The following is a 13,412-nucleotide window of genomic DNA, read 5'->3' on the forward strand; positions in this document are numbered from 1 at the left end:
TTCACCCATCACACATCACGAGGGACGGGCACCCGGGCCACCGGGTGCCCGTCCCTCGTCCCGTGGCCGCTCAACCCCGCCGGCCCCGCCCGGCGCGGCCGTGACATAGCGGGTGAGCATCGCGACGAGTTCGTTCTCCAGCCGGGTGGTGTCGATGGAGCCGGGCGCCGCGATGAGCTGGTGGACGATGAGCTCGACCGTGGAGACGACCAGCCGGGCGGCGACATGGGTGTCCTCGACCCGGACCTCGGGATGGCGCTCGAGCAGCTCCTGGGTGTAGACGACCCGATCCCGCTCGTGCCGGGTGATCTTCTCGAACAACTCGGGCGACCGTGGCCCGTGTTCCATCATGACGCGGAGCAGCTGCGGGTCATCGAGGTGGTTCTCGATCACCGCGCGCACGAAACCGCGGATGATCTCTTCAAAGGAGTCGGGCTGCTCCTCGTTCTGACGGCTCCTGATGGCGTCTCCCCCGGCGTCGAGGTGACGGGTCAGCAGCTCGGCCAGGATCGCGTCCTTGTTCGGATAGTACTGATACAGCGAGCCGATCGAGATCCGGGCGCGCTCGGCGATGCGATTGGTGGTCCCGGCGGCATAGCCGTACTCGGCGAAAACGTGAGCAGCGGCGGTGAGGATGCGCTGCCGGGTGAGCTCGGCCCGGGCCTGGCGTGGCTGTTTACGTGGCTGAAGTCCACGACGGCCGGTCGTCATGACACCTCCTGCACAGCGCCTCGAAAGCGAGTGGCGCGAGACCTGAGTAATTGCTCACAATAGTGCCATGAACTGCGGCGGAGCGGTGAGCCACCGTCGTCGGCAGGGAGGCGGGAGGCGACCGGCACGGGCCCCGCGCCCTCCGCTCCACCCCTCCCGGAAGGAGTCCTCATGACGCAGACCAGCACACGCCCCCGGCGGTTGTCGCCGACCGAGGTCCACGCCCTGCTCGGGGAGCCCGAGGCCATGGTCAAGGGCAAGATCCAGGACCATATCGACGAGTACTTCCGCCTCTTCATCGCGCACTCCCCCTTCCTGTCCATGGCCACGGCGGACGCGGAGGGGCGCGCCGACTGCTCCCCCCGTGGCGACTACCCGGGGTTCGTGAAGGTCCTGGACGACCGCACGCTCGCGATTCCCGACCGCCCCGGCAACAAGATCGCCGACTCCTTCCGCAACCTCGCCGAGAACGACGGGATCGGGCTGCTCTTCCTCATCCCCGGGCTCCGGGAGACCTTGCGGGTCAACGGCCGCGCCTACCCCACCGACGACCCCGACGTGCTCGCCCGGATGCGCACCGAGGCCAAGGATCCGGTGCTGGCGATCGTCGTCGAAGTGGCGGAGGCGTACTTCCACTGTGGCCGCGCGCTCATCCGCTCCCGGCTGTGGGATCCCGCGAGCCAGGCCCTCGCCGACGAGATTCCGTCGGTCGGCGAGATCGCCAGCTCCCAATTCGGGGTGGACATCGACCCTATGGCGCTCACACAGGCTCTCGAAGAGGGCTACCGGAAACTCTACTGACCACGGCACAAACCACGGCACAAGGTGAATCAACGATGCAACAGACCGTCGTCGACCACATCGAGCAGGTCGCCGAAGACGTCGTCTCCCTCGTCCTGCGGGGCGCCACCGGCCCGCTGGCGCCCTGGGAGCCGGGCGCCCATATCGACCTGGCGCTGCCGAACTGGCTGACCCGCCAGTACTCGCTGTGCGGAGACCCGGCGGACCGGGAGTCCTATCGCGTCGCGGTACGCCACGACCGCCTCAGCCGGGGCGGTTCGGAGTACATCCACCGGTTCCTGCGCCGGGGCCGCGCCCTCGATGTGTCGCAGCCGCGGAACCACTTCCCGCTGCTCCCCGCGCCGGAGTACCTCTTCCTCGCCGGCGGGATCGGCATCACCCCGATCCTGCCGATGCTGCGGGCGGCGGCCGCGTCGGGCGTCCCGGCGTCGCTCGTGTACCTGGGGCAGTCGGTGGCGTCCATGCCCTTCGTCGACGAACTGCGCGCCTCCTACGGCGACCAGGTGCGGATCGTCGCCACGCGGCAGCAGGGCAGGCCGGACTTCGCCGCTCTGGCCTCCGCGCTGAGCCCCGGTGCCGTGGTCTACGCCTGCGGCCCCGGACCGATGCTCGCCGCGGCGGAGGACGTGTTCCCCTCGGGGCGGCTGTACGCGGAGCGGTTCCGCCCGGCGCCCAGGACGTTCGCGCCCAACACGGCGTTCGAGGCGGTGTGTGCCCGGTCGGGGCGGACGGTTCAGGTGCCCGGCGACGAGTCGCTGCTGGACGCCCTGACCCACGCCGGATTCCCCGTGGCGTCCGGATGCCGCGAAGGCGTCTGCGGCAGTTGCGAAGTGGCCGTACTCGACGGCGAACCGGAGCACCGGGACGACATCGGCGCCCCCGCGGGCCGGATGTACGCCTGTGTGTCCCGCGCCCTGTCCCCGCGGCTCGTCGTGGATCTGTGACCAGCCGGCGAGCGGCCCCGACTCAACGCGAGGAACGACATGTTGCCCAAGACACGCACGCCCGAATCACGGCAGATGATCACGCTGGAGGTGCGCCGGAACACATCGCTGACACCCGCCTTCTCGACCATCACCCTCGGCGGACCCGAACTGGAGCATCTCAAGCCCATGGGCTTCGACCAGACCGTGCGGCTGTTCTTCCCCCGCGAAGGGCAGGACGGGCTGAGGATGCCGAGGCTCTCCAGTGAGGCGTGGATGGCGGAAATACTCCTCCTGCCGAAGTCACGCCGCCCATGGGTGCGCAACTTCACCATCCGGCGCGCCCGGCCCGAACTCGGCGAGGTGGACATCGAGTTCGCCCTGCACGGCGACACCCCGGCCTCCACCTGGGCCCGCCGCGCCCGGCCCGGCGACCCGGCGGGCATCTTCGACATGGGCATGAGCTATCTGCCACCGGCCCATGCCGAATGGCAGCTGCTGGCCGGGGACGAGAGCGCCGTACCCGCGATCCTCGCCATCCTCGAGGACGCTCCGGCGTCACTGGTGGCGGACGTCTTCCTGGAGGTGCCCGGGACCGCCGACATCCGTACGGACATCAGCGCTCCCGAGGGCGTACGGGTGCGATGGCTGGCCCGGGACGGCGCGGACACCCGGCCCGGCGAGCTGGCCCTCGACGCGGTCAGAGCGTCGTCGCTGCGCCCTGGCCGGTTCTACACCTGGGTCGCCGGGGAGGCCGGACTGGCCACCGGGCTGCGCCGCCACTTGGTGCGCGACCGCGGTGTGCCGAAGCCGGACATCGCGTTCTTCGGCTACTGGCGGCACGGCCGTTCCAGCCCCGGCTGAGAGCCTGTGTCATATCCCCGGCCGGGCGTGCGACGCCTGGCACGCACGCTGATCCGACCGGGGATATGACACAGGCTCTGAGCTCACACCAGTGGCCGCGGGTCGTACTGGATGCCACGCCGCACCTGGCGTGCGCGCTCCGGCGACGCCAGCCTGGCGACCAGATGAAGGGCCATGTCGATACCGGCCGAGACCCCCGCGGAGGTGATCAGGTCGCCGTCGTCGACGAACCGCTCGTCGGGCCGTACGTCGATCGTCGGGTCGAGCTCGGCGAGCCGGTCCAGCGACGCCCAGTGCGTGGTCGCGGGCCGCCCGGTCAGCAGTCCGGCCGCCGCGTAGACCAGCGAGCCCGTGCACACGCTCGTCATCAGGGGTACGGATCGCCGCTGGGCCCGGACCCAGTCCAGATGCCGCTCGTCCCCGAGCTGGGGCCGGGTGCCCTGGCCGCCGGGGTGCAGCAGCACATCCAGAGCGGGCAGGTCGGCCATCGCGTGATGGGCCGCGACGGTGAGCCCCTTCGCGCAGGTCACGGGGTTTCCATCGACGGAGAAGCAGAACACCTGCCAGCCGTCCTCGGCGAAGTTGCGCGTCCAGTAGGACAGCACCTCCCAAGGACCGATGGCGTCGAGCTCCTCCACGTCCGGGAACAGCAGGATCCCGATCTTCCGTGTGTCTTCCTGGGCCATACCTCGATCCAATCAGACCCTTCCCCGCCCGGCCACGGATTTCACGGGGAGGGGGCGAGGCCGCCGATCGATGCCGGCGGCCTCGCGCTGCCGCGACGTGGTCGCGGTCCGGGTCAGAGCCGCAGTCGCGGTCGCGGTCAGTACGCCACCGGGCGGTTCTCCCGCGCCCAGAGCTGCTCGGCTTCGCTGCGCGAGGGAGGGGGCCACATCCCGTCGATCATCCAGAGATCCCGGGGCGTCTCGTCGACGTGGAACTCGCAGCGCAGCCCGCGGTCCCGGGTGTGAGGGGCCAGCAGGCGGCTGAGCCCCTCGGTGCCCTTCTTCCGCACCTCGGGGTCCGTCAAGTGGCGGGCGATGTGCTCGACCACGACCCGGACGGTGTTGTCCGACGGCTCCCCGCCGACCAGGAACGAGGACTCGGGGACCTCGTGGAACAGGGTGACGACGTAGAACTTCGGCAGACCGACCCGGGTGTAGTACTCCGTGACGTCCGCGGCGAACTGCCGCTTCTGTTCCGCGGAGTAGGCGTCGACCGGATGGTAGACGTGCCACAGGGGCATTGCTCTCTCCTTCAGGACGAGTGAGGTCGAACGGTGGCGACGAGCGGCCGTCCGCGGCGGGCGGTCAGCCTCCGAGACGGACGGTGAGGCCCTCCACCGGCCCGGCGAGCGCCGCCTTCATCTGCCGGGTCACGGCGTCGACGAGCACCTCGTTGCCGCCGCTCTCGACGCCGTCCAGGACCGCCTCCACGACCTCGGCCGGGGAGATCTTCTGACTCGGTATCCCGGCGACCATGTCGGTGTCGGCGAGCCCGAGGTGCACCCCGACCACCTGGGTCCCCTGCTCCGCCAGCTCGATGCGGAGGGAGTTCGTGATCGACCACAGGGCGGCCTTCGATGCGCCGTAGGCGGCCGCGCCGGCGCCCCAGGACAGTACGGAGTGCATGTCGACCAACGCGCCGCCACCCCGCGCGGCGAGGACCGGGGCGAACGCTCGGGCCACCCGGAGGGGCCCGAAGACATTCGTTTCGAACGTGGCCACCACGTCGGCCATGTCCGCCGTCAGCAGTGGCGCGGGCAGGAGCACTCCCGCGTTGTTGATGACGATGTCCACATCCGTGGCCCGGCCGGCGAGCGCGGCGACCGCGTCCGCGTCGTTGACGTCGAGGGAAACGGCCTCTACCCGCGGGTCCTCGCCGGGGGCGGGCTTCCGCGCCGTCGCGTAGACCTTCGCCGCCCCACGCCGGAGCAGTGCCTCCACATACGCCTTGCCGATGCCACGTTGGCCTCCGGTCACCAGCACCACGGAACCATCGATCGCAACCATGTCGGACCTCCCTGTCGAACGTGTCGAACGTGTCGAATCGCGCGCACGAACCGGCGGGGACGGCGGCCCATGGGGCCGCGGCCCAACGGCGGCGCGCCAAAATAGATTATTAGCATCATCTAAAATGGGCCGCAAATATCATCGACGCGGTACCGGCATCCGGTACCCCAGTCCGGCACCACACGCAGAAGGAAGTACCGACCATGCCCCGAGCATCCCGAGCCGAGGCCGAACGCCACCGCGAGCAGGTGATCGCGGCCACCGCGAAGCTGGTGCGCACCCACGGCGCCGACAAGGTGAGCGTGCCCCAGGCGATGGCGGCGGCAGGTCTGACCCACGGCGGCTTCTACCGCCACTTCGCCTCGAAGGACGACCTGGTCGCCCAGGCGTGCTCGGCCGCGTTCGCCGAACGTCTCGCCGCCATGGAGGAACCCCCCGAGGGCGAGGACACGAGCGGCGCCCGGGCCGCCTTCCTGGCCACCTATCTGTCCGCCCGGCACCGCGACAACCCCGGCCTGGGGTGCGCCGCCGCGGCGCTGGCGGTGGACGCCGCACACGCGGAGCCCGGTGACCCGCTCAAGGGGGCGTACATCGAAGGTGTGCGCAACCTGATCGGCGGGATGGAGCGCAACGCGAGGACGTCCGGCGACACGGCGGCCGACGAGGAGTCCGTTCTCGTCGAACTGTCCACCATGGTCGGGGCGTTGGTGCTGGCACGGGCCTGCGCGGGGGACGATCTGTCGGACCGCGTCCTGGCCGCGGTGCGCGACCACGTCCTCAGCGCGTATGAGCACACCCCTGACGGGAAGGACGCGTCCGGCACCGCCGAATGAAACGCGCTCGCGTCAGGGGTTCGCACTCACCTGGTGCCCGCATTCCGACGGGCGGGGGCTACCGTCCGAGCGCCGAGGACAGCCGCGCCGCGAGCGGCTCGCCGTCGAGGAAGTCCAGCAGCTCGCCGACGGTCGGCCCGGTGGCGGGGCCGTGCCGGGTGACCGCGAAGGCGGCCGCCGCGTTGGCACCCCGTACGGCGCCGCTCAGGTCCAGCCCGTGGCCGAGGAGGGCCAGGAACGCTCCCGTATGGGCGTCGCCCGCGCCGTTGCTGTCGACCGCGGTCACCCGGCGGCCGGGGATGTGCGCGGGCTCGCCGCCGGGCGGGACCAGCCAGCAGCCGTCCGCGTCGGCCCGCAGCAGCACACCGGTGCGCGGGCCCAGCCGGGCGGCGAGCGCCGCCGCGGCCTCCCGGGCGTCGTCCCGGCCGGTCAGCAGCCGCCCCTCGCGCTGGTTGCAGCTGACCCAGTCGCAGCGCGCCAGCACGGGCTCCAGCACCTCCTCCGGGATCTGGTCGGCCAGCGGGCCCGGGTCGAGGAAGACCCGGGTGTGCTCCGGCAGCCGTGCCACGAGCGAGGCCAGGACCGGGCCGTTCACCGGGTAGGCGAGCCCGTATCCGGAGATCTGCACCAGGTCGCCGGGGCGCAGCGCGGCGAGCACGGCCGTCGCGTGGGCCTCGGTCAGCCGCGCCTCGGCGCCGAGGCTGGTGGCGAAGGTGCGTTCGCCACCGCCGTCGACGAAGGCCACGCAGAATCCGGTGTCCTCGTCCGTGACCGGATCCAGCGGCACCTCGATGCCTGTCCGGGCGAGGTCCGCCCGGACCCGGTCGCCGAACGGCCCGGTGCCGTGGGCGCCCGCGTACACGGCCGGCAGGCCCAGGCGGCGGGCGGCGGTGAGGACGTTGAATCCGCCGCCCGTGGTGAGCGTGGTGTCCCGCGAGACGATGTCGCCGCCGCGCTCGGGCAGTGCGGGCACCCGCATCACCAGGTCGACGATGGCGTTGCCGAGCAGCACCAGCCGACCGCCCGTGGCCTCGCCGGAGGCCCCGGGGACGCCGTGGTGGCCGGTCATGAGACCTCCCGCGCGGCCGGGGCGGGCAGCACCTGCTGCTGGGGCGGTTGCGCGGACGCCTCCTCGCGGACGGTGCCGTCGAACCGGCGCAGCAGGGCGTAGACACCGGCCGCGAGCACCAGGGTCACCACCCATCCCAGCCCGTTGGACCCGATCCAGCTGTGGGCGAGCGGCCCGGAGAACCACACATCGGTGGCGCTGGTGCTGGCCTCGGTGAACAGCAGGCCCACCACGATGGCCGCCGCCCAGGCGATCATCGCGGCCCAGGCGACCCCACCCCGGAACCAGTAGCGGCTGGAGCGGCCGACGTCCATCAGGGCCGCGCCGTCGTAGGACCGGCGGAGTATCAGGTCGACCGCGAAGACGCCCACCCAGGCGTTGATGGGGACGGCGAGGAGGGTCAGGAAGGTGATGAACGGGCCGTAGAAGTCCTTGGCGATCAGGATGAAGTAGATCCCGCCCGCGAAGGTGACGACCACGTCCAGGCCGACGGCGAGGGTGCGCCGGACCCGTATCCCCAGGGTGATCATGGTGAGCCCCGCCGAGTAGACGGACAGGTGGTTGGAGAGCAGCAGTCCGCCGAACGCGGCGATCAGATACGGGATCGACATCCACGACGGCAGCATCGTGTTGATCGCCGAGACGGGGTCGGAGGCAGAGGCCAGATCGGGTTCACCCGCCGCGAGGAGCGAGCCCAGCGAGATCAGCACCACCAGCGGGATACCGGCACCGAAGGCGGAAGCGGCCACCAGCCTGCCGCCGGGAATCCGGCGGGGCAGGTAACGGGCGTAGTCGGCCCCGGTGTTGGCCCAGCCGATCCCGGTACCGGCGGCGATCATGCCGACGCCCACGACCATCGAGCTCACCGGCCCGACCTGGGCGTGGAAGACCTTGCCCCAGTCCACGGTGGTGGCGAGAAAGCCGATCACGACCAGGTTCAGCAGCCCGAAGACATAGCTGGCCCACCTGTTGATCCACATGATGGTGGCGTGGCCCAGGCCGCTGATCAGCAGGGTGCAGCCGATGAAGACCAGCAGGCACACCACGGTGAGGACGGTGTTCCGCCGGATGCCGAAGGCGGCGTCGAGCAGCGCCAGCAGGGCGAAGGCGGCCGTGGTGGTGTTGATGGTCTCCCAGCCGAGCCGGCTCATCCAGGTGACCAGTGTGGGCCCCGCGTTGCCACGGACCCCGAACACCGCGCGGGAGAGGGTGAGGGCGGGCGCTCCGCCCCGCTTCCCGGCGATGCTGAGGGCGCCCACCAGGGCGAAGGAGCCGAAGGAGCCGAGGATGGCCACGACGGCCGCCTGCCAGATGTTCAGGCCGCGGAAGCTGACCAGCGCCGCGCCGAGCGGCAGGCCGAGGATGCTGATGTTCGCGGCGAACCAGGTCCAGAACATCTGGCTCGCGTGGCCGTGGCGCTCGGCGTCGGGAACCGGCTCGATGCCTCTGGTCTCCACGGAGCCGACGCGGTCGTTCTCTGAAGCCGCCATGGTGGTACCTGTCTTTCTGTCCGGGGGCGCTCCGGTGCGGATGTGGGGGCGGAGGTGTGTGTCATTCGGCCGTGTCGGCGCGCAGCGCGAGCAGGGCCTTGGCCAGCGGTTCCAGGTCGAGGTCGTTGACCGAGCGCAGGGTGGCGAGGGCGTCGTCGGGCAGGGCGGAGGCCCCGCTGACGGCACCGGCTATCGCGCCGGCTATGGCACCGATGGTGTCGCAGTCGCCGCCGAGGTTGGCGGCCAGCAGGCAGGCCCGCCATGGCTCGCCCTCGGCGAGGGCCAGCACGGCGAAGGCCGCGGGGACCGACTCCTGGCTGGCGACGCTGGTGCCGACCAGGTCGCAGACGCGGTCCAGGGCCTGCCGCTCGGGCAGTCCGCGCACCAGTTCCACGGCCCAGCCGATGCGCGCGGCGATATCGGCCCCGGCGACCCAGTGGCCGCGCTCGGCGCCGGCCGCGGCCGCCGTGATCGCCGCGCCGATGGCGTCCTCCAGATCGCCGCCGCCGATGCCACGGCTCACCGCGGCGGCCACGGCGGCCGCGGAGGCGATGCCGATGGAGGTGTCATGGGTGACCTGGCACGCCTCCGCGACCCGGTCGAGGAAGGGCTCCAGGGGGGTGTCGGGGAAGGCCACGCCGACGGGGGTGATCCGCATCGCCGCGCCGTTGGTGGCACCGGACTTGCCCGCCTCCTCCGGCGGTACGCCACGGGACACGGCCTCCAGTGCGGCCTTGGTGGAGGGGCCGAGCAGGTCGAAGGAGCCCTTGGCCTTCATGGCGCGCTCCCACTCCAGGAGCTCGTGCGCGAGCCGCATTGGGTCGATCCGGCCGCCGGACCCGGTCAGCAGCCGTCCGACGATGACGGCCTGGTCGGTGTCGTCCGTGACCGAACCGGCGGGCATTCCGGCGCTCACCGGGTTGTCCTCCGGACCGGGTTCGAAGTCGGTGACGTCGCCGAACCGGGCGACGATGGACCGCCGGGACATGATCTGGGTGGGCATACCGAGGGCGTCGCCCATCGCCAGGCCGTAGAGGGCGCCGAGCGCGCGGTCGTGCTGGTGGTTCATCGGGACTTCCTGTCAGTGCGCGGAGGCGGTACGTCGGGCGTGGGCGGGCGCGGTGTGCGGGCTCATCGGGGCTGCTTCATCGCGGATGCCCCATCGCCGCTGCCCAGGGCCGTCTCGTCGGGGCTCTCGCCGAAGCCGAGGTGCAGCTGGAAGCGGGCGGGGTCCAGGAGGCTGGTCACCTGCTCGACGATCCGGCCATCGGCCCCGCGGCTGACCCGGCGGGTGTTGAGCCAGACCTCTCCCACCTGGCGGCGGAGCAGGGTCGCCTCGTCGGTGGCCAGTTGGCGCACGGACGCCCACTCGTCCCCGTGCGTGGCCCGGATGCCGACCGCGGCGAGGGTCTTGGTCAGCGAGCCGTCGAGGAGCCCGCCGAGCGGGACATCGGCCAGGGCCGGGACCATGGGAACCCGGCTGCGCTCCAGCGCGACCGGAGTGCCCTCCGGCAGCACCCGCAACCGGTCTAGCGCCATGAACTCGACGCCCTCGATGTCGAGTTCACCGGCCAGCCGGGCATCGCGCACCGCTTCGAGGCGGAGCACCTCGGTGGTCACCTGGGCTCCCTGGTCGGCCAGCGCCCTGGTCCACCCCAGCCGGTTGTCCAGCAGGCCGCCGTCGAAGGTGACGAACGAGCCGACGCCCGCGTGGGTGGAGATCAGCCCCTGCTTGCTGAGCTCGTCCAGCGCCTGCCGGACGGTGGCCCTGCTGACCGCGAAGCGCCGGGTGAGCGCGTGTTCGCCGGGCAGCCTGCTGCCCGGCTCCAGGGCGCCGCTGTGGATCTCACGGGCCAGGACGCGGGCGATGCGCTGATGCTTGAGGACCTGTTTAGGCATGTCCGGACGTTAGCCATACATGTTCAGTCCTGTCTAGAGTCGCAAGCACTCGAATCGGGAACTGATCACTCTTGGTCCGGGAACGCCGCAGACAGCGGGATCTGATGGCAGCGGGGACCGACGGCAGCGGGAAAGCCGATGGCACGGCCCGCCGTGAAGCGGGCCGTGCCATCGGCGAGCAGAGGCACCGGAGTCCCGCGCGGAGTGACACGGGATGGGTCGAGCACACCGGGGTCGTACCGGTGTGACGCTCAGCCGCGGGGCCGCCGTACGGCGGTGTCGGCCACGGCGCGACGCGCCCGCTCCAGTGTCTCGGCGTGCCCGAACAGGCCCGGCAGCCCGCCGGTGTGCACGAAGACCGTGCGCTGCCCGGGGCGCACCTGGCCGTCGTGGACGGCCGCGATGAGACCGGCCAGGGCACGGCCGGTGTAGATGGGGTCGAGGACGATGCCTTCGGTGCGGGCCGCCGTGGTGATGGCGTCCATGACCGGTTCGGTGAGCGCGGAGTAGCCGGGCCCGACCTGATCCAGGCGCAGCCGCAGGGGTGTGGCCGCGGGCTGTCCGGCCAGCCCCTCGACCAGGTGGCCGACGGTGCGCCCGGGGTCGGGGACGGCCCCGCAGTGCACCCCCAGCACCCGCTCGGCTCCGAGGGTGTGCACGAGCCCGGCCATGGTGCCGCCCGATCCGACCGCCACCACCACCGTGGCCAGGTCCGGGTCCTGCACCAGGAGTTCCGTCCCCGCCGCGGCATAGCCCTGGGCGCCCAGCACGCTGGAGCCGCCGAAGGGGATCACCGCGGGCCGGGCGCCCCGCTCACACAGGTCGCGGGCCACGTCCTCCACGGCCGCCGCGAGTTCCGCCTCGCTCACCTCACCCGCCCATACGACGCGGGCGCCGAAGAGACCGTCGAGCGCGATGTTGCCGGTCATGCCCTCGGTCGGCGCACCGGCGAGGACCAGGACCACGTCCATGCCCAGCCGGGCCCCGGCCGCGGCCGTCAGCCGGGCGTGGTTGCTCTGCGCGGCCCCGCTGGTCACCAGCGTGGTGGCGCCCTCGGCGCGGGCGGCCCCGGCCGTCCACTCCAGCTTGCGGACCTTGTTGCCGCCGCCGCCCAGCCCGATCAGATCGTCACGCTTGACCCACAGATCATCGGGCTCCAGCCCGATGGCACGGGCCAGGCGCGGCGCGGCCTCCAGCGGTGTGGGCCTGCTCATCAACTCGGCCCGCGTGGTGTCCTGACGCTCTTCTGACACGATCGCCGCCTTCGCCCCACATCCGATCCGGCCCAGCTCTCCGCCCGCGAGCATAGGCGCTACGTACCGTTTCCCTACTCAGCTACGGAGGAGCCGGGCGCGGGTCGCCGCCGCTCGAGTTCGGTGTAGCGGGCGCGCATCGCCTCACTCGCGGCCGGACCCGCGGTGAACACGTACATCTCGCTGTCGGCGAGGCTTCGGCCGGTGCGCGCGTCCACCACGACGGGTTCGGCCTCCTCGCCGGTGTGGGCGTCGACCAGGATCATGGCGCGCTCCTCCGGCGCGAGGTGCTGGTTGCCCCAGGCGGCCAGCGCGACGACCACGGGCCGCAGCGAACGACCGCGCCCGGTCAGCACGTACTCATGGCGCACCGGGTTGGACTGGTAGGGGCGCCGCTCCAGCAGGCCGTCCGCCACCAGGGTCTTCAGCCGGGTGGTGAGCATGCTGGTGGAGATGTTCAGGCTCTGCTGGAACTGGTCGAAGCGCGTATAGCCGTCGAAGGCGTCATGGAGGATCAGCAGCGTCCACCACTCCCCCACGTGCTGAACCGTGGTCGACAGCGGGCACTCACGGTCCTCCAGCCTGATCCGGCTTGCCATTGCGACACCCTCCCGGGTTACTGCTAATGTGAAAGTTACTTGCTTCTATTTTAGCAGTCACAAGGGGTGTGCCCTGCGCGCACTCCGGAACGGACAGCCTTGCCCACACCCGATGACTCCCTCTCCGGCCGTCGCGCCCTCGTCACCGGTGGCACCAAGGGCACCGGAGCGGCGATCGCGGCCCGGCTGCGGACGGCCGGTGCGACCGTACTGGTCACCGCCCGCTCCCAGCCCGGGGACGTCCCCGACGACGCCTTCGTGGGCGCCGACCTGACCACACCCGAAGGCGCGGAACACATCGCGCGGGAGGTGCGGCGTCGGCTGGGCGGCACGGACATCCTGGTCCATACGCTCGGCGGCTCGGCCGCGCCCGCCGGTGGCTTCGAGGCGATGTCCGAGGAGATCTGGCAGCAGGAGCTCAACCACAATCTGCTCGGCGCCGTCCGCCTGGACCGCGCCCTGATCCCGGGCATGATCGAACGGGGCGGGGGCGCGGTGGTCCACGTCTCCTCGATCCAGCGGCGGATGCCACTGTGGAACGGCACGCTGGCCTACGCCGCCGCCAAGGCCGCGCTCACCACCTACAGCAAGGGCCTGGCGAACCAGGTGGCACCGCTCGGGGTGCGGGTGAACACGGTGTCCCCCGGGTTCATCCAGACCAGCGCGGCCGACGCGCTCATCGACCGCATCGCCGAGCGGACCGGCGACCGGGAGTCCGCCCTGGCATCGCTCATGGACTCCCTCGGCGGCATCCCCCTCGGGCGCCCCAACCGGCCCGGAGAAGTCGCCGAACTCGTCGCCTTCCTCGTCTCCGACCGCGCCTCCGCCATCGTCGGCGCCGAGCACGTCATCGACGGCGGCACCGTACCCGCCGTCTGAGGACCGTCCCCACCGTCGACCTCCGCCATCGCTTCACGCTCCGTCAGGGCCTGGTCGGCCACCTCACCATCGCCCCCTG

Annotated in this window: 15 protein-coding genes; 5 read left to right on the plus strand and 10 right to left on the minus strand. The window is 71.6% G+C overall.

Annotated elements, in window-relative coordinates:
- Window positions 1-15: 15 nt before the first annotated feature.
- A complete protein-coding gene (locus LIV37_RS04485) occupies window positions 16-711 on the minus strand; it encodes a TetR/AcrR family transcriptional regulator (protein WP_020865907.1) in 696 nt (231 codons plus the stop codon).
- A gap of 171 nt (window positions 712-882) precedes the next feature.
- Here LIV37_RS04485 and LIV37_RS04490 point away from each other — a divergent pair, with 171 nt between their 5' ends.
- Genes LIV37_RS04490 through LIV37_RS04500 form a run of 3 tightly spaced genes read left to right on the plus strand, consistent with a single transcriptional unit; the run spans window position 883 to window position 3,299 of the window.
- Window positions 883-1,512, plus strand: coding sequence for an MSMEG_1061 family FMN-dependent PPOX-type flavoprotein (locus LIV37_RS04490; protein WP_020865908.1), 630 nt, complete (start codon window positions 883-885; stop codon window positions 1,510-1,512).
- 35 nt (window positions 1,513-1,547) lie between these two features.
- Window positions 1,548-2,456, plus strand: coding sequence for a PDR/VanB family oxidoreductase (locus LIV37_RS04495; protein WP_020865909.1), 909 nt, complete (start codon window positions 1,548-1,550; stop codon window positions 2,454-2,456).
- A gap of 39 nt (window positions 2,457-2,495) precedes the next feature.
- On the plus strand, window positions 2,496-3,299 hold the full coding sequence (locus LIV37_RS04500; RefSeq protein ID WP_020865910.1) for a siderophore-interacting protein: 804 nt from the start codon (window positions 2,496-2,498) through the stop codon (window positions 3,297-3,299).
- A gap of 83 nt (window positions 3,300-3,382) precedes the next feature.
- On the opposite strand, the gene LIV37_RS04505 is transcribed toward LIV37_RS04500, so the two are convergent.
- The 3 genes from LIV37_RS04505 to LIV37_RS04515 all read right to left on the minus strand — a co-directional run bounded on the left by LIV37_RS04505 (window position 3,383) and on the right by LIV37_RS04515 (window position 5,311).
- Window positions 3,383-3,985 (minus strand): DJ-1/PfpI family protein, encoded by a 603-nt coding sequence (locus tag LIV37_RS04505; protein ID WP_020865911.1) that lies wholly within the window; start codon window positions 3,983-3,985, stop codon window positions 3,383-3,385.
- A 137-nt stretch (window positions 3,986-4,122) separates the two neighbouring features.
- Entirely contained in the window at window positions 4,123-4,545 is a 423-nt protein-coding gene (locus LIV37_RS04510; RefSeq protein ID WP_020865912.1) for a tautomerase family protein, read from the minus strand.
- 64 nt (window positions 4,546-4,609) lie between these two features.
- Window positions 4,610-5,311, minus strand: coding sequence for an SDR family oxidoreductase (locus LIV37_RS04515; protein ID WP_020865913.1), 702 nt, complete (start codon window positions 5,309-5,311; stop codon window positions 4,610-4,612).
- Window positions 5,312-5,514: 203 nt separating this feature from the next.
- Between LIV37_RS04515 and LIV37_RS04520 the strand changes: the two genes are divergently transcribed.
- Complete coding sequence (locus LIV37_RS04520) at window positions 5,515-6,144, plus strand: TetR/AcrR family transcriptional regulator (RefSeq protein WP_020865914.1); 630 nt, start codon at window positions 5,515-5,517, stop codon at window positions 6,142-6,144.
- Between the two features lie 58 nt (window positions 6,145-6,202).
- Here the strand turns inward: LIV37_RS04520 and LIV37_RS04525 are convergent, their stop codons facing one another.
- The 6 genes from LIV37_RS04525 to LIV37_RS04550 all read right to left on the minus strand — a co-directional run bounded on the left by LIV37_RS04525 (window position 6,203) and on the right by LIV37_RS04550 (window position 12,454).
- On the minus strand, window positions 6,203-7,213 hold the full coding sequence (locus tag LIV37_RS04525) for a PfkB family carbohydrate kinase (RefSeq protein WP_020865915.1): 1,011 nt from the start codon (window positions 7,211-7,213) through the stop codon (window positions 6,203-6,205).
- Window positions 7,210-8,703 carry a purine-cytosine permease family protein gene (locus tag LIV37_RS04530; protein WP_020865916.1) on the minus strand — a complete coding sequence of 498 codons (1,494 nt, stop codon included), beginning with the start codon at window positions 8,701-8,703 and terminating at the stop codon, window positions 7,210-7,212. Before LIV37_RS04530 ends, LIV37_RS04525 begins: the two co-directional genes overlap by 4 nt.
- A 61-nt stretch (window positions 8,704-8,764) precedes the next feature.
- Complete coding sequence (locus LIV37_RS04535; protein WP_020865917.1) at window positions 8,765-9,772, minus strand: ADP-ribosylglycohydrolase family protein; 1,008 nt, start codon at window positions 9,770-9,772, stop codon at window positions 8,765-8,767.
- A gap of 62 nt (window positions 9,773-9,834) precedes the next feature.
- A complete protein-coding gene (locus LIV37_RS04540) occupies window positions 9,835-10,602 on the minus strand; it encodes a GntR family transcriptional regulator (protein ID WP_020865918.1) in 768 nt (255 codons plus the stop codon).
- 251 nt (window positions 10,603-10,853) lie between these two features.
- Complete coding sequence (locus LIV37_RS04545) at window positions 10,854-11,816, minus strand: pyridoxal-phosphate dependent enzyme (RefSeq protein WP_121826236.1); 963 nt, start codon at window positions 11,814-11,816, stop codon at window positions 10,854-10,856.
- Window positions 11,817-11,929: 113 nt separating this feature from the next.
- Window positions 11,930-12,454, minus strand: coding sequence for a winged helix-turn-helix transcriptional regulator (locus tag LIV37_RS04550; RefSeq protein WP_020865920.1), 525 nt, complete (start codon window positions 12,452-12,454; stop codon window positions 11,930-11,932).
- A 99-nt stretch (window positions 12,455-12,553) separates the two neighbouring features.
- Between LIV37_RS04550 and LIV37_RS04555 the strand changes: the two genes are divergently transcribed.
- On the plus strand, window positions 12,554-13,333 hold the full coding sequence (locus LIV37_RS04555; RefSeq protein ID WP_020865921.1) for an SDR family oxidoreductase: 780 nt from the start codon (window positions 12,554-12,556) through the stop codon (window positions 13,331-13,333).
- Window positions 13,334-13,412: the final 79 nt, after the last annotated feature.

The sequence above is a fragment of the Streptomyces rapamycinicus NRRL 5491 genome, assembly GCF_024298965.1.
In the GTDB taxonomy this organism is placed as follows: Bacteria; Actinomycetota; Actinomycetes; order Streptomycetales; family Streptomycetaceae; genus Streptomyces; species Streptomyces rapamycinicus.